Source organism: Amnibacterium sp. (assembly GCF_036559085.1).
Lineage (GTDB): Bacteria > Actinomycetota > Actinomycetes > Actinomycetales > Microbacteriaceae > Amnibacterium.
The window spans coordinates 1-15,441 of sequence record NZ_DATBTU010000011.1 but is presented as its reverse complement, the minus strand read 5'-3'; the positions used below and the strand labels follow the sequence as shown (position 1 = coordinate 15,441).

The 15,441-nt window shown below is 72.1% G+C and carries 16 protein-coding genes; 10 read left to right on the top strand and 6 right to left on the bottom strand.

The features are described from left to right. Positions 1 to 21: 21 nt before the first annotated feature. Entirely contained in the window at positions 22 to 465 is a 444-nt protein-coding gene (locus VIG76_RS01585; RefSeq protein ID WP_331950343.1) for an SRPBCC family protein, read from the top strand. A gap of 15 nt (positions 466 to 480) precedes the next feature. On the opposite strand, the gene VIG76_RS01580 is transcribed toward VIG76_RS01585, so the two are convergent. The 3 genes from VIG76_RS01580 to VIG76_RS01570 all read right to left on the bottom strand — a co-directional run bounded on the left by VIG76_RS01580 (position 481) and on the right by VIG76_RS01570 (position 3,327). Then, positions 481 to 2,118, bottom strand: coding sequence for an ABC1 kinase family protein (locus VIG76_RS01580; protein WP_331950341.1), 1,638 nt, complete (start codon positions 2,116 to 2,118; stop codon positions 481 to 483). Between the two features lie 101 nt (positions 2,119 to 2,219). Further along, positions 2,220 to 2,792, bottom strand: a complete 573-nt coding sequence (locus VIG76_RS01575) for a PadR family transcriptional regulator (protein ID WP_331950339.1) — start codon at positions 2,790 to 2,792, stop codon at positions 2,220 to 2,222. Positions 2,793 to 2,865: 73 nt separating this feature from the next. Beyond that, positions 2,866 to 3,327 carry a phage tail protein gene (locus VIG76_RS01570; protein WP_331950337.1) on the bottom strand — a complete coding sequence of 154 codons (462 nt, stop codon included), beginning with the start codon at positions 3,325 to 3,327 and terminating at the stop codon, positions 2,866 to 2,868. 381 nt (positions 3,328 to 3,708) lie between these two features. On the opposite strand from VIG76_RS01570, the gene VIG76_RS01565 reads away from it, so the two are divergent. The 3 genes from VIG76_RS01565 to prpB are packed head-to-tail and all read left to right on the top strand — an operon-like array spanning position 3,709 to position 6,781. Then, positions 3,709 to 4,377: a GntR family transcriptional regulator gene (locus tag VIG76_RS01565; protein WP_331950335.1), complete on the top strand. Its 669-nt coding sequence runs from the start codon at positions 3,709 to 3,711 to the stop codon at positions 4,375 to 4,377. Beyond that, the gene (locus tag VIG76_RS01560) at positions 4,374 to 5,870 is read left to right on the top strand and encodes an MmgE/PrpD family protein (RefSeq protein WP_331950333.1); all 1,497 of its coding nucleotides are present in this window, start codon (positions 4,374 to 4,376) and stop codon (positions 5,868 to 5,870) included. The genes VIG76_RS01565 and VIG76_RS01560 overlap by 4 nt, the downstream gene beginning before the upstream one ends. Continuing rightward, complete coding sequence (gene prpB, locus VIG76_RS01555; RefSeq protein ID WP_331950331.1) at positions 5,870 to 6,781, top strand: methylisocitrate lyase; 912 nt, start codon at positions 5,870 to 5,872, stop codon at positions 6,779 to 6,781. Before VIG76_RS01560 ends, prpB begins: the two co-directional genes overlap by 1 nt. A gap of 580 nt (positions 6,782 to 7,361) precedes the next feature. Here prpB and VIG76_RS01550 read toward each other — a convergent pair. After that, positions 7,362 to 7,829 carry a hypothetical protein gene (locus VIG76_RS01550; RefSeq protein ID WP_331950329.1) on the bottom strand — a complete coding sequence of 156 codons (468 nt, stop codon included), beginning with the start codon at positions 7,827 to 7,829 and terminating at the stop codon, positions 7,362 to 7,364. 97 nt (positions 7,830 to 7,926) lie between these two features. Here VIG76_RS01550 and uxaC point away from each other — a divergent pair, with 97 nt between their 5' ends. The 3 genes from uxaC to VIG76_RS01535 are packed head-to-tail and all read left to right on the top strand — an operon-like array spanning position 7,927 to position 12,114. Next, on the top strand, positions 7,927 to 9,333 hold the full coding sequence (uxaC, locus tag VIG76_RS01545; protein ID WP_331950327.1) for a glucuronate isomerase: 1,407 nt from the start codon (positions 7,927 to 7,929) through the stop codon (positions 9,331 to 9,333). Continuing rightward, on the top strand, positions 9,330 to 10,721 hold the full coding sequence (locus tag VIG76_RS01540) for a mannitol dehydrogenase family protein (protein WP_331950325.1): 1,392 nt from the start codon (positions 9,330 to 9,332) through the stop codon (positions 10,719 to 10,721). The genes uxaC and VIG76_RS01540 overlap by 4 nt, the downstream gene beginning before the upstream one ends. A gap of 13 nt (positions 10,722 to 10,734) precedes the next feature. After that, positions 10,735 to 12,114, top strand: a complete 1,380-nt coding sequence (locus VIG76_RS01535) for a glycoside hydrolase family 32 protein (RefSeq protein WP_331950323.1) — start codon at positions 10,735 to 10,737, stop codon at positions 12,112 to 12,114. Between the two features lie 94 nt (positions 12,115 to 12,208). Here the strand turns inward: VIG76_RS01535 and VIG76_RS01530 are convergent, their stop codons facing one another. Next, complete coding sequence (locus VIG76_RS01530; RefSeq protein WP_331950321.1) at positions 12,209 to 12,490, bottom strand: hypothetical protein; 282 nt, start codon at positions 12,488 to 12,490, stop codon at positions 12,209 to 12,211. Positions 12,491 to 12,686: 196 nt separating this feature from the next. Between VIG76_RS01530 and VIG76_RS01525 the strand changes: the two genes are divergently transcribed. Next, positions 12,687 to 12,968, top strand: a complete 282-nt coding sequence (locus VIG76_RS01525; RefSeq protein ID WP_331950319.1) for an antibiotic biosynthesis monooxygenase — start codon at positions 12,687 to 12,689, stop codon at positions 12,966 to 12,968. Positions 12,969 to 13,171: 203 nt separating this feature from the next. Further along, a complete protein-coding gene (locus tag VIG76_RS01520; RefSeq protein ID WP_331950317.1) occupies positions 13,172 to 13,471 on the top strand; it encodes a YciI family protein in 300 nt (99 codons plus the stop codon). A gap of 1,021 nt (positions 13,472 to 14,492) precedes the next feature. On the opposite strand, the gene VIG76_RS01515 is transcribed toward VIG76_RS01520, so the two are convergent. After that, positions 14,493 to 14,789: a hypothetical protein gene (locus tag VIG76_RS01515; protein WP_331950315.1), complete on the bottom strand. Its 297-nt coding sequence runs from the start codon at positions 14,787 to 14,789 to the stop codon at positions 14,493 to 14,495. A 104-nt stretch (positions 14,790 to 14,893) separates the two neighbouring features. Between VIG76_RS01515 and VIG76_RS01510 the strand changes: the two genes are divergently transcribed. Then, on the top strand, positions 14,894 to 15,262 hold the full coding sequence (locus tag VIG76_RS01510; protein ID WP_331950313.1) for a hypothetical protein: 369 nt from the start codon (positions 14,894 to 14,896) through the stop codon (positions 15,260 to 15,262). Positions 15,263 to 15,441: the final 179 nt, after the last annotated feature.

Sequence of the window (15,441 nt, the reverse complement as noted above, 5' to 3'; positions counted from 1 at the left end):
CCGCGCGAGTAGCGTGAGCCCGTGCCTTCGGACATCGACCGATCCGCGCCTGTGCTCGCCCTGCACACCCGGCTGATCGATGCGCGCCTCGAGGACCTCTGGCGGCTCCACTCGGAGATCGACGCGTGGCCGTCGTGGCAGGCCGACATCGCGTCCGCGCACCTCGATGGCCCCTTCGCCGCGGGGAGCGCATTCACGTGGGCGACCGGGGGGCTGACCATCGCCTCCGAGATCTGGCAGGTCATGCCGCAGGAGCGGACGCTGTGGGGCGGTCCCGCCAACGGGATCGTCGGCATCCACAGCTGGCGCTTCACCCCGGTGGGTGACGGCGCGGTGCAGGTGCACACCGAGGAGTCCTGGAGCGGGGACCCCGTGGACGCGGACGTGGCGCACATGCAGGAGCTGCTCGACGTCTCGCTCGAGTCCTGGCTCGATCACCTGGATCGAGCGGCGCGGGTGATCTGACCCGGCCCGGCGCGGTCAGCGGCGCCGACGGCCGCCGAAGGCGGCGAGCACGGCGTGGAGCAGCGGGAGCACCGAGGCGACCATCAGGACGGTGCTCAGCGCCACGTCGGTGGGTCGCACGAGCGCGCCTGCGACGAGCAGGCCGGCGAACAGCAGGGCGGACACCAGCCGCCCGACGGACCGCTCGAGCAGCCGCACGCTCTGGTCGAGTCGCGGCGTCTCGACGGCGATCTCGCCGTTCTCGAGCCGTGTGGTCAGCTCGTCGAGGCGGCGGGGGAGCCGCGCCGCGGTGCCGAGGCTCGACACCGCGTCCCGGGCGATCGTCGCGACGACGCCGCCGCCCTCCTCCCGTAGCAGCCGCTCGGCGTAGGGCTCCACGGCGTTCCAGATGTTGAACTCCGGATCGAGCGTGCTGCTGAGCCCGGAGGTCAGCGAGACCGCGCGGATGACGAGCAGGAAGTTCTCCGGCAGCTGGAACGGCAGCGACCGGATGGTCTCGCCGAACTCCTCCGCGAACTCGCGCAGCTCGCGCGGGTCGAACTCCTGCAGCGCCGTGAACGCGACGCCGCCGAACCGGTCGAAGAGCGCCGACATCGTGCGCTCGAGGCCGCGGGTGTCGGCCGTCGGCAGCAGCACGCCGAGGTCGCGCATGCTCGACACGAGCCGGCGCCCGTCCCGGGCGGCGACCGCGATGAGGAAGCCCTGCAGGCGCTCGCGGAGCGTGTCGGGGATCTCGCCCATCATCCCGAAGTCGACGAAGGTGAGCGCCCAGTCCCGGCCGCCGTCCGCGGGATCCGCCCCGGGCTCCAGCGGCGTGATGAAGATGTTCCCCGGATGGGCGTCGCCGTGGAAGAAGCCGTCGACGAAGAGCTGGTCGAACATCACCGTCGCGAACTCGGTCGCGACCTCCGCGGGATCGATGCCGGCAGCCCGGATCGCGTCCAGGTCGTTCACCTTGATCGCGCTGACGTCCTGCAGGGTGAGCACCCGACGGGTCGTCCGCTCCCACGCGATGCCCGGGACGCGCACCCGCGGGTCGCCCTCGAACTGCAGGGCGAAGCGTTCCGCGCTCTGCGCCTCGTGCAGGTAGTCGATCTCCTCGAGGCTCGTCGCCGCGAACTCCCGGGCGAGCGCGGGGAGGTCGACGCGGCGCGAGACGAGCTTCACGCGGCTCAGCCAGCCGGCGACGCGCTGCAGCGCGGCCAGGTCGATGTCGACGATCATCCCGATGCGGGGTCGCTGGATCTTCACGACCACGTCGGTGAAGCCGGTCTCGGCGGCCGCCTCCGGCGTCAGTCGTGCTCGATGCGCCTGCCCGAGGGACGCCGCCGCGAGCGGCGTCTGCTCGAAGGCCGCGTACGCGTGCTCGAGCGGCACGCCGAGCTCGGCCTCGGCGAGGGCCCGGATCTCCGCGAAGTCCTCCGGCCGCACCTCGTCCTGCAGGCCCTCGAGCTCCTTCGTCACCTCGGGCGGCAGCACGTCGAGCCGGGTGGAGAGGAACTGCCCGACCTTGATCATCAGGCCGCCGAGCTCGCTGGCCAGCCCGTAGAAGTTGCGAGCGGTGCGCCGCCAGCGGCGTGGGCGGCCACGGGCGCCGAGGGTGGCGAGGCCGATACGGGGCAGGAAGAGCTCGTACCACCAGTTCTCGACCATGTACCGGGTCGCGAACCGGAGGATGCGGCGATAGCGCGCCCGTCCGCGCCGGTCGTACTGGACGCGGCCGGCCGGCCGGGATGATGCCGCGACGGTGGTGGTCAGGGCCGGGCGAGGATCGAGTAGATGGTGCGCCGGGCCTCGTCGAGGGCGGCGACCGCATCCGCGATCTGCTCGGGCGAGCCGCTGCGGGCGACCTGGGCCGCCGCCTGCGCGAGCTGGGCGCCGGCGCGGGGGATCGAGCCCGGCCGTCCGCGGTCCGACGCGCCCGGTACACCCCAGGCATCCGCCCCGGTCCGGGCCGCCTGGGCCTCACCCCGGCCGAGGTCGGTGAGGGAGTAGGTCTTCCGGCCGGCGGTCTCCTCGGCGGTGAGCAGCCCCTCATCGGTGAGCAGGAGCAGCGTCGGGTAGACCGCGCCGGCGGTCGGCCGCCATGCGCCGGCGCTGCGCTCCGTGATGGTGCGGATGATCTGCGACCCGGGCATCGGGCCGTCGAGGAGCACGCTGAGCACCGCCGCGCGCACGTCGCCGCCGGTGCTCGGAGCAGGACGGGCGGTGCGCTGCTCGAACGACTCCCAGAGCTGATCGATCGCGGCCTTCAGGCCCCATCCGGCGCGGCTCGCGCCGCCCTGCCCGCGGGCGCCGGACGGCCCGCCTCGATACGACCCACTCATGGCATCCTCCTGAGGCGCGAACGACTCCGAACGATACATCGGTTACGTGCACCGTCTGTGCGCGCCGGCGGCTTCAGTGCTCCTGCTTGATCACGAAGTAGGAGCCGCGGATGGTGCCGGCCAGCTTCGAGCGCTGGCGCGCGAACTTGAAGGACGAGAGCTCCTCGGGCACGTCCATGCCGTCCGAGAGCTTGAAGCCCACGGCCCGCTTGCCGGCCGGGTCGAGGGCGTACATCACGTTGATGGAGAGCCCGCTCTCGTAGAAGACGTAGGTCATCCGCAGCCCGTCGACCTCGAAGTCCGTCGCCTCCAGGGCGGGGGAGGCGATGACGATGCCGCGCTCCTCCTCGAGGATCCGAGCCACGCGGTCGACCGCGTCGGCGGCCTCGGCGGCCGGCTCGACGGTGAAGGTGTGGTCGTACTTGTTCTTGTAGTAGCGCGCCTCGTTCGCCCGCAGCCCGGCCAGCGCGTCGGCGACGGGGGAGGACTCGAGGCCGGTCGTCGAGACGTCGGCGAAATCCACGGCGTAGGACATCTCGGGCCTCCAGTGCGGTCCCCTGGGTGGGCCGGGCTCGGCCGGGGACCTGTGGCCGGACACTACCGCGTGCCCACGCCCGAGACGACTGTTACCACTTTCTGCGACCTTGAGCCGCTCAAGGTCGCAGAAAGTGGCAACAGTCAGGCCCCCGGGGGTTGCCACTCGTGGCGACTTCTCGCGCCGGGAAGTCGCCACGAGTGGTAACCCGACGAACCGCCGCCGCCCGAGTTGCCACTTGTGGCGACTTCTCGCGCCCGCAAGTCACCACGAGTGGCAACTCGATTCCAGCGAGCGGAACTGTGCACAGAAGCGGGAGCCGAGGCTGCGTCGATCCGTTCCGGAGGCGCTTCTGTGCACAATCAGGCGTACGGTGGGGTCATGAGCCGGCAGGGGACCGCGAGCGATCGGGTCTACGCCGCCCTGCGTGACGACATCGTCTCCTGGCGCATCCCCGCGGGCACCCCGCTCTCCGAGGTCGAGCTCGCCGAGCGCCTCGGCGTCTCGCGCACCCCCCTCCGCGCCGCCCTCACGCGGCTCGCGCTGGAGGGACTCGTCGACACCTCGCGCGGGCGCACGGGCGTCGTGACGGAGATGTCCGCGGAGACCGTGGCGGACCTGTTCGAGCTGCGCGAGGCCCTGGAGGTGCACGCCGCGCGCCTCGCCGCGCAGCGACGCGATCCGCGGACGTTCGAGGCGCTCGCGACCGAGTTCGACGAGGCGGCCGCCGTGCTGCACGACGGGGGAGCCGCCGCCTACTACGCGGTGATCGGCCGCTTCGACGCGGCGCTCGACGACGCGATTCGCAACCCGGCGCTGCGGGCCTCGCTGGCCGCCACCCGCACGCACCTCGTGCGGGCGCGCCGGCTCGCCGCCGACAACCCGCAGCGGCTGCTGCAGGCGGCTGCGGAGCACGCGGCCATCTGCCGCGCCGTCGCGGCGGGGGACGAGTCCCTCGCCGCGGCCGCCACGACCGTGCACCTGCGCGCGTCGCTCGCCACGATCCTCGCGACCCTCTCGTCGCGATCCGAAGGGAGACGATCCTCGTGAACACCTACCGCGTGAGGTCCCGCCGCAGCGACGAGGCGTTCCCGGTCGAGGAGCACCTCGCCCGGCGCATCGCGGAGCTCGCCGCGCATCCCGTGCCGATCGACGCCGACGTCGCCGACATGGTCGTCAACCGCGTGATCGACAACGCGGCCGTGGCCGCCGCCTCGCTCCGGCGCGCGCCGGTCGTCGCCGCCCGCGGGCAGGCGGAGGCGCATCCGGCGTCTCCCGGATCCACCGTGTTCGGCATCGGCGGACGCTTCGGTCCCGAGTGGGCCGCCTGGGCGAACGGCGTCGCCGTGCGCGAGCTCGACTTCCACGACACGTTCCTCGCGGCCGAGTACTCGCATCCGGGCGACAACATCCCGCCGATCCTCGCCGTCGCCCAGCACGCCGGCGCCGACGGCGCCGGGCTGCTGCGGGGCATCGTGCTCGGCTACGAGGTGCAGATCGACCTCGCCCGCGCCATCTCCCTGCACGCGCACAAGATCGACCACGTCGCCCACCTCGGGCCGAGCGCCGCCGCGGGCATCGGCGCGATGCTCGGGCTCGATGTGGTCACCGTCTACCAGGCGATCGGGCAGGCGCTGCACACGACGACGGCCACGAGGCAGTCGCGCAAGGGTGAGATCTCCACCTGGAAAGCCTACGCCCCCGCCTTCGCGGGCAAGGCCGCGATCGAGGCGGTCGACCGGGCGATGCGCGGCCAGACGAGCCCCGCTCCGATCTGGGAGGGCGAGGACGGCGTCATCGCGCAGCTGCTCGACGGCCCGGACGCGGTCTACGAGGTGCCGTTGCCGGCGCCGGGGGAGCCGTGGCGCGCGATCCTGTCGAGCTTCACGAAGGAGCACTCGGCCGAGTACCAGGCGCAGGCGTGGATCGACCTCGCCCGCCGCCTCCGCGCGGAGCACCCGGAGCTCCTCACGCCGGACGCAGTGGAGTCCGTGGTGCTGCACACGTCCCACCACACCCACTTCGTGATCGGATCCGGGGCGAACGACCCCCAGAAGTACGACCCGAAGGCGAGCCGGGAGACCCTCGACCACTCGCTGCCGTACATCTTCGCGGTGGCGCTGCAGGACGGGGTCTGGCATCACGCCGACTCGTACGCGCCCGAGCGGGCGGCGCGGCCCGACACCGTGGCGCTCTGGCGCTCGATCACCACCGCCGAGGACCCCGAGTGGACGCGCCGCTACCACTCGCTCGATCCGGCCGAGCAGGCCTTCGGCGGTCGCGCCGAGTTCGCGCTGGCGGACGGCACGACCCTCTCGGCCGAGATCGCCGTCGCGGATGCGCATCCGCTCGGCGCCCGGCCGTTCGCCCGCGCCGACTACATCCGCAAGTTCCGCGCCCTCGCCGAGGGCGTGCTCGCACCCGAGGAGATCGACCGGTTCCTCGACGTGGCCGAACGGCTGCCGAGCCTCACCTCCGACGAGCTCGCCGGGCTCACCATCACGGCGACGGACCTGCCGCCGGCCCCGAAGGGATTGTTCTGATGCTGTCCTCCACCGTCACGCCATCCGCCAAGCGCAAGCGGTTCCGCGAGGGCCTCGCCAGCGGCACGATCCAGCGCTTCCCGGGTGCGTTCACGCCGCTGTCGACGCGGCTGGTCCAGGAGAAGGGCTTCGAAGGCGTCTACCTCTCGGGCGCCGTCATGGCGAACGAGCTCGGGCTGCCCGACATCGGCCTGACCACCCTGAGCGAGGTGGCGGCCCGCGCCGCGCAGACCGCGAGCGCGACCGACCTGCCGGTGCTCGTCGACGCCGACACCGGGTTCGGTGAGCCGATGAACGCGGCCCGCACGGTGCAGGCCCTCGAGGACGCGGGCGTCGCCGGCCTGCACATCGAGGACCAGGTGAACCCGAAGCGCTGCGGCCACCTCGACGGCAAGGACGTCGTCGACACGACGGCCGCGGTGCGCCGCATCCGCGCGGCGGTGTCCGCCAGGCGCGACCCGGATCTCGTGATCATGGCGCGCACCGACGTGCGCGGCGTCGCCGGGCTCGACGCGGCGATCGAGCGGGCGAAGGCCCTGCAGGACGCCGGCGCCGACGTGATCTTCGCCGAGGCGATGGCCTCGCTCGACGAGTTCGCTGCGATGCGGGCGGCCGTGGACGTGCCGATCCTCGCCAACATGACGGAGTTCGGGAAGAGCGAGCTCTTCACGGTCCAGCAGCTGCAGGACGTCGGCGTGAACATGGTGATCTTCCCGGTCTCGCTGCTGCGGATCGCGATGGGCGCCATCGAGCGGGGCCTCGACGAGCTCGCCGCGCAGGGGAGCCTGGCCTCCGTTGTGCCGCGGATGCAGACGAGGTCGCGGCTCTACGAGCTCGTCGACTACGCCGCCTACGGGACGTTCGACGCGGGCGTCGCCTCGTTCGACCTCGCGAACAACCGGTCGAGCTGAGGTCGGCACGCCGGCGCCGACGTGCTGCGGGAGCCGACCGGGTCGCTGACACCCGTTCTGGGGATGGGACAGACCGATCTGTCTGTCCTACTGTTTCAACCAGGCGGTCACCCAGCCGCCGAAGCCGAGGACACCCCCTTCGGTGAGCACGACCCATCCGTGAAGTCTGGATGACGCCGGCCGGCGAACGATTCCTCCCCGAGATCGCCTGGCCGGCGTCTCCCACGTTCGGCCGTGCCGAGCGGATCGGCCGGTCCGGCAGCGAAGCGCACGCAGGACGGCTCGACGGCCGAGCTCTGCTCGGCAGCCGCGCGCACGCCGGATCAGGAACGTCCAGGGCACCGACGGCGAGAAGGACAAGCGCCTCCGAGCGGCCGGCCCCCCGACCGACCGCCCGAGGCGTCTTGTGTTACCGGCATCTCGAGCCACAACCCCCCAGCTGTGACGAGGACCCGGTAGCTCAAGCGTATGGAAGTCACCTGAGTCCGGGCATCCCCAGAGCGGGGTACGTCCGCGGGGTACCGGTGCGGCCGGGCGAGCGAGCGCAGAACGCGCGTGCTGCCGTCCGATGCCGGGCGAGCTAGGTGCCGACGCGGGTGTAGGTCAGGTCGAGGTCCTGGTGCCAGGTCGACCCGTCCTGGCAGAGCTCGCCCTTCCCGGCCATCGACAGCCCGTCCGCTGCGACGGTGAGGCGGTACCGCTGCGCGAAGTCGGGCGCGTCCCGCCACCACCGCAGCACCCGCCCCTCGATCGCCGCGTCGTAGATCCGGGTGACGCCGCGGTCGTCGTGGTGCAGCAGCACGTATCGGCCGGAGTCCCCGTCGCCGCCGAGGATCGCGACGCCCGCCGGGATGCCGACGTCCTCGCGGATGCTCGATCGGATGCGGAGGAACCCGCCGGGCTGCATCCGGTCGATCGATGCCTGGCCGTGCAGCACCGTGTCCGGGATCATGCCGTGCACGCCGGTGGTGTCCCACTCGCCGATGAACGGCTCGAAGGCCTCGGACGACGGATCCAACGGGAAGGCCGTGCTGCGTCGCTCCGCCATGGCCGGAGTGTACGACCGGCGTGGGGCGCGTCCTCGAGTGAGCGCAGCCGCTTCGACGCCCGAGCGCGGCTTGCCGACGGCCCGGCACCCGGCTGAGATGGACCCCGTGCTTCGACCGCAACGGCGCGAATCCGATCGGCTGCTCCCCGCCGATCCGGCGCTGCGCTCCATCGCCCGCGATCTCTACGCCAGGGTGGCGGATGCGCCGATCATCTCGCCGCACGGCCACGTGCCCGCCGCGATGCTGGACGCGGACACGCCGTTCCCCGACCCTGCGGCCCTCTTCGTCACGAGCGATCACTACGTGACCCGGCTCCTGCATGCCTCCGGGGTGCCGCTCGACGCGCTCGGGCTCGGGAGGGAGACCGTCGCGCCGCGCTCGATCTGGCGGACCCTCGCCGAGCACTGGCACGAGTTCGCCGGCACCGCATCCCAGCTGTGGCTCGAGCAGGAGCTGCGCGAGGTGCTCGGCATCACCGAAGAGCTCGGGCCGGAGTCCGCCGACCGGATCTTCGATGCGATCGACCGGCGCCTGCAGGAGCCGGCGTTCCGGCCGCGCGCGCTGTTCGACGAGTTCGACATCGCCGTGCTCGCCACCACGGACGATCCGCTGGACGACCTCGACGCGCACGAGCGGCTCGCCAACTCGTCGCTGCGCGGCCGGGTGGTGCCCACCTTCCGGCCGGACGGCTACCTCGATCCCGACGCAGACGGGTTCTCTGAGCGCGTCCAAGCGCTCCTCGGCGCTGACCAGGCGCCCTCGACCTTCGCCGGCTACCTGACGGCGCTCGAGGGTCGCCGCGCGCACTTCCGCGCGCGCGGCGCGGTCTCAGCCGACCACGGCGTGCTCGAGCCGCTGGCCCTCGACCTCGACGCGGGGGAGGCCGAGCGCCTCTTCGCCGAGGTGCTGCGGGGGACCGCAGGCGCTGCCGATCGCCGGCGCTTCCGCGGGCACATGCTGTTCCAGATGGCGCGGATGAGCGTCGAGGACGGCCTCGTGATGACCGTTCACGCGGGGGTGCTGCGGAACCACAGCACGGCGACCCGGCGCGCGTTCGGGCCGGACACCGGGCACGACATCCCCATCCCGACCTCCTTCGTGGAGGGGCTGCGGCCCGTGCTCGAGCGCTGGGGCCTCCGGCCCGACTTCCACCTCGTGCTCTTCACCGTCGATGAGACCACGTTCTCCCGCGAGCTCGCGCCGCTCGCCGGCTTCTACCCCGCGGTCTACATCGGGGCGCCGTGGTGGTTCCTCGACGCCCCGCACGCCATGGCGCGGTTCCGCTCGGCGGTCACCGAGACCGCCGGCTTCTACCGGACGTCCGGCTTCATCGACGACACCCGTGCCTTCCTCTCCATCCCGGCCCGCCACGACACCGCGCGCCGCGCCGACGCCGCCTTCCTGGCCGGCCTCGTCGCCGAGGACCGGATCACAATCGCGACGGCCGAGCGGGTCGCGGACGACCTCGTGGGCGCCATCCCGCGGACGGCGTTCAAGCTGTGAGCGGCACCGGTCCCATGCAGCGGCTCAACCGCGCCGCCCTCGGTCTGCCGGCGCCAGCTGCGTCCCGGCGCATCGTGCACATCGGCATCGGCGCCTTCGCCCGTGCGCATCTCGTCTGGTACACCGCTCGCGCCTCGGATGCCGCCGACTGGGCGATCTCGGCGTTCACCGGTCGGAGCCCGGAACTCGCCGAGCTCCTCGCCCCGCAGGACGGCCTCTACACGCTGATCGAGCGCGGGCCGTCGGGCTCCTCCTACGAGGTGCTCGCCGCGATCGACGAGGTGATCGCGGCCGATCGGGTCGACCTCCTGGTCGCGCGGGTGGCGGACCCGGCCACCGCGCTGATCAGCCTGACCATCACCGAGGCGGGGTACCTCCTGCTGCCGGACGGGTCGCCGGATCCCGAGGCCGCTGCGCTGCGCGACGACCTCGCGCTGCTGCGGGTGGCGCTCAACGGCGCTCCCACACCACCCCGGACCCCGCTCTGCCGGCTCCTGCTCGCGCTCGACGCGCGGCGGCGTACCGGGGGAGGGGCGATCGCTCTCGTGCCGTGCGACAACGTGCCCGGCAACGGCGGCTTCCTGCGCCGGGGCCTGCTCGAGCTCGCCGCAGCCGGCTCGTCCGACCTCGCCGCATGGCTCACGACGTCGGCCTCGTTCGTCTCGACGTCCGTCGACCGGATCACGCCCCGCCTCACCGGCACGGAGACCGTGGAGGTCGCTGCGGCGACCGGATGGGAGGACGCGGCGCCCGTCGTCACCGAGCCCTACGCCGACTGGGTGCTCGAAGGCGACTTCCCGGCCGGGCGGCCCGACTGGGAGTCCGCGGGTGCCCGCTTCGTCGACGACGTGCATCCGTACGAGTCCCGGAAGCTCTGGCTGCTGAACGGCGCGCACACCCTGCTCGCCTGCTCCGGGCTGCTCCGCGGACACAGCAGTGTCGCGGAAGCCGTCGGCGATCCCGACTGCCTCGCGCTCGTCGAGGCTTTCTGGGACGAGTGCGCCCGGCAGCTCCCGGCCGAGCTGCACGCCGACGAGTACCGGCGCGCGCTGCTCGCCCGGTTCCGCAACCCCGGCATCCAGCACGCCCTCGAGCAGGTCGGTCAGGACACGCTGACGAAGCTCCGGGCACGGCTGGCACCGATCGCGAGGGCCGAGCTCGCCGCGGGCCGCGATGCGCGCGCGACAGCCGCAGGTGTCGCCGCGTGGATCGCACTCGTCCGGCGAGGGGACGCTCCCCGGGACGCCGAGGCCGAACGCATCCGGGCGGCCGCAGGGCCCCGGGACCTGATCGCCCTCATCGATCCGGCCCTCGCAGCCGACCCTCCCTTCGCCGGTGCCGTGGAGGAAGCCCTCAACACCGACGAGCGCCTCGTCCACGGTTCCTGAGGAGGTCGTTCCAGTGGGAGACCGGTATCCGCACCATCGGCCGAGGTACCACCCCAGCCTGCCGCACGGCTACCTGAACGATCCCAACGGCCCCATCGAGGTCCACGGGCTCATCCGTCTCTTCTTCCAGTCGCGTCCGTTCGCCGACCTCCGCGTTCCCGTGCAGTGGGGGACGGCCACCACCACCGACCTCGTGCATTGGACGCTGCACCGGCCCGCGATGAGCCCGACACCCGGCGGCCTCGACTCGGACGGCTGCTGGTCGGGCAACACCGTCCTGGACGGCGGCCGGGTGCGCGCCTTCTACTCGGGCCACATCGCCGACCGGCCGCTCGAGCACATCCTGACCGCCGTGTCGGATGACCGAGGGGCGTCATTCGGGCCGCCGGAGCTGCTGCTCGAGGAGCCCGACCCGTCGGCCGGGGTGGTGATGCTCCGCGACCCGTTCGTGTGGTCCGGGGGAGCCGGCCTGCAGATGGTCATCGGATGCGGTCTCGCCGACGGGAGTCCGGCGATCCGGCACTACCGCTCGGCGGACCGTCGCACCTGGCGGTACGTCGGCGACATCGCCGCACTTCCGCGCACCGTCCAGGACGGGGTGGACACCGGTGAGGGCTGGGAGTGCCCGCAGGTCATCGGCGTCGACGGGCGCGAGGTCGCCCTCGTCTGCGCGTGGTCGTTCGCGGGCGGCCCGGGCAGCGTGCTGGCGTTCCCGCTCGGCGGCACGCCCCGGCCGCAGGTCTTCGACGACGGGAACTCGTTCTATGCCCCGTCGGTGATGCGCGACGGCGCGCACGGCCCGGTCCTCTTCGGGTGGCTGCGCGAGGGCCGCGACGACGCGTGGTGGCAGGAGGAGGGCTGGGCCGGCGTCATCGCGCTGCCCCGGAGGGTGTGGCTCGCCGACTCGTCCACGAGCGGGCCGCGGCTCTGCAGCGAACCGCATCCGGCGCTCGCCGCGTTGCGGCTCGGCGCCCCCTTGCAAGCCGACGGGGCGCAGGTCGGCGCCCAGGTCGAGGTGGTCCTGCCCGCCGTGTCCGGACGCCTGCGGGTCCGATTCGGCGTCGACGAGTGGGTGGACATCGACGTCGACCTGGAGGCGGGCACGGTCGAGGTCGACCGCAGCCGCGCGAGCGCGGATCGGCGTGCGCACCGGGACGGTTCGGTGATGACCGACGCCTTCGACGGTGGCTCGGGCAGGGCGGCCGTCCGCGTCCTGCTCGACGGGTCCACGCTCGAGGTGTTCACGAGCGGCGGGCGCTCCCTGTCGACGCGGGTCTATCCGCTGGCGCCGCCACCGTGGCGGGTCGAGGCGCCCTCGGGTGCTCAGGTCTGGCGGCTCGACCGCGCGATCACGCCATCAGCATCGAAGTTCGATGGCGGGCACTCCGGCTAGAACGTCCGTCGGGCTCAGCCCAGGGTTCGAGCAGAAGGCCCGCGAGCGGCGGAAGCGCCGGTCGCGGGCCGTGGCGATCTCGCCGGTGCGCTGATCAGCTCCCGGCGGGCTTCTCCTCGAGGAGGATCCGGAGGGTCTCGGGCGCGACGCCGTCCGCGGCCATCGCCTCGCCCATCCAGGGCTCCTGCATGGCCGCCATGAGGGCGTCCATGTCGGCGACGTCCATCACGAGGGCGACCTTGGTCGGATCCTGCGGGTCGACGAAGGTGCGGATGTTCGTGACGCCGAGCGGGCCGAAGCGCTCCTCACGGACGGGCGATGACAGCCAGTGGTTCTTGCCTTTGACGATGTCGTGGTGTGCGACGACGGTGGTCACGGCTCCCTGCTTCCTCGGGCGCGTCGGCGCGTCCGAATGCGCGAACCGTATGCCCATGTCGCGGGCGGCGTCTCTCGCGCACTTCCGGTGATCTTTCGAGATCCTCCGCAGGACGTGCAGCCCGGGGCTACGGTGCGCCTACGGGCGGCGGCGATCGCTGCTCGACCGCGAGCCGGTCCCGACGAAGGAGTCATCGATGTATGCACGCGTGGTCGTCTACACGTACGACGAGGACAAGGAGCAGCTCGAGGCCAAGGCCCGCGCAGCCGTGATCCCGATCGTGACCGGGACGCCGGGGTACATCTCCTACGGCGTCATGTTCGACGACGACAAGGTGGTCTCGATCAGTCAGTGGGAGTCCGAGGCGCACGCGAAGGGAGCGGACGCCGCGCTGCTCGCATGGGTGAGCGCCAACACCACGATGAAGCCCGACAGCCGCTTCACCGGCGAGCTCTCCTGGCTCGAGCTCGCTCGCTGAGCGAGCCCCCAAATGCCTCCAACGCGGTCCCGGTCCGCGACGCGCCCTGCTCGCCCCCATGAAGGTGACGCGCTGGTGACCGGGTCGAGACGGGCCGGGCGTGCGTATCCTGAGCGCGTCCGGATCGACGACGGATCGAGGTGGGTGGCCTGACGCATCCAACGTTCGTGATCGAAGACTTCCCGAGGTACTGGGTGGTGACGATGACCACGCGATTCACCTCGATGCAGGACGTGCAGCGGAAGGCGCCAGTCGAACTCGCCGAGCACGTACGGCGGTCGCGGGAGCTCCACCAGATGGGCCGGCTCGTCATGGCGGGCGCGTTCCTGGACGAGCCCGGCCGCGCCGTACGAACCATGGGGATCCTGGTCTCGGAGGCCGACGCCGAGGACTTCGTGGAGCACGACCCGTTCGTCGTCGCAGACATGATCGAGCGCTGGGACATCGCGCCGTGGGCCAACATCTTCGCGCCTCCGACGTCTGCCGGTCCGACCCAGGCGTAGCCGGGGCGAAGCGCTGACGAGGGCGGGTCCCGCGTCGCGCGACACCGTGCCATCACGCGGCGTCGCAGTCACACATGGACGACGGAGGGTCGGCGACGAGTCGGCTCCGGCTCGTCGCGAGCCCGGCCGAGACGGGTGGCGGTTTCACGGCCGGGGTGCCCCGCTGATGATCTCCGTAAGCAGATCCGCTGCACCGAACGTTCGATATCGCTGACGACCGCTGCACGTCGGTGCGTAGATTCGCGCCTCGCCGGATCCGCCCCAGCTCGAGGGAGAGCTCGATGACGCTCGATCGCCCATCCTCACAGCTCGTGGACACCGCCTTGGCGATGCGCGCCACGCCATTCCCGGCCGCCGGGGACGTCGATCGATGACCGGCCCCGCGCTCCGCATCGGCATCTTGGCGCAGCGGGCATCGCCGAGCGAGCAATGGTCGAGCCGGCCAGCCCGTCGACGAGGGCTTCGGCCGGCAGCTGCAGCTCAGGGCGCCCGGCGGGATGCTGATCAAGATCAACGAGCTGGAGCCCGAGCTCTACAGCTGACCGGCGCCAGTCGCGGAGCTCCTTCGACAGCCGTACAATCCGATCGGTGGCGGAATCCTTCGGCACCGATCACGGCCCCAGAAGGGCCGATCTCGATCGAGCGGGTCGCATCTCACGAGTCGGTCCAAGGCTGCACCGTCGGTGAGCGCACCCGGGATGTGAGTGCTGGGTCCTCAGGAGCGGGATGGATCTGATGGGTCATCTGATCTCGGAGCAGGAGCAGCCGCTTCGGCCGTGTCGGGCTCGCGGATGCTCGCAGCTCGCTTTCCGGACCACGGACACGCTCTCCTACGCCGCAGGGCAGCATGTGTGGATCTGTGCCGCAGGCCACGAGATCGCGGACGAGCGTCCGACCCCGGGCGCAACCTGGCCACCCGCGCCGGCGGAGGACAGCGGCGTCGGGACGCTGGTTCCGCGAACCGGCTGAAGCGGCTCGTCCGCGACGGCGTCCGGGAGCCCACGCGCCGATATCCGCGCGCTCAGAGCGGGTCGGTCGAGCCGGTCTCGAAGTTGTGGAAGTACTCGCCGATGTCGATCGCGGGCGGGTTCTCCTCCCAGGCCTCCACCTGCTCGTCGCTGTGGTCCTCGACCTCGAACCGGATCGCGACGTGCGGGGTCACCAGCACGCTGATCTCGCCGTGCCCGATGGGGAGGAACGTGACGAACGCCGCCTCACCGCGCACGGCATCGAGGACCCGCCGCTGCAGGGCGGGCACGTCCGCGTCCGGCGGCAGCAGGAACTCCTGGCCATCGATGCGCAACCTCGTGACCTTCATCACCTCAGGGTCACGCCTCTGGCTTACGGGATCGCACCTGAGCGCCATTTGCGGCTGCTTGTGCGCTTTTCGGCTCTGCAGCGCGACCCGGCCGAGGATGGAACGTGGCCCGGAACTACGGTGCCGACGTGGGTGATCTGGCGGATGGCAGCGGGACGACGGTCGGGGCGGTGTCCGTCGATGAGGACGCGACCCTACGAGGAACCCACAAGTGGGCGGTGACCGTCGAGTCCGGCGCGCACCTGCTCGCGTCGGGGCTGATCGTCGGCGCGACCGAGGTGGAGCCCGGCGCGACGCTGATCCTGACGGGGGAGGCCCAGGGCAAGGTGCATGTCGCCGACGGAGGGCGCGCCGTGATCGTCGGTCGCGTCGAGGGTGCCGTGGAGGCGACGGCCGCGGCGGATGTGCGCGTCGCGGGCGAGGTCGACGGCCCCGTGCGCAAGGTGGCAGCAGGGGACGCGCCCTCCGCCTGAGCCCGTTCGCTCCGGCAGAGGCCGGGGCTCGACATGATGGCCTGTGGTAGCGGGGGCGGGACTCGAACCCGCGACACCACGATTCGAATTAGCGGGTAGTTGAGGGGTTAGTGCGGGGTTCGACAGTGACGGGATCCCCGCAACTACGCGGTTCTCGGTGACTGGAGATATGAGTACCT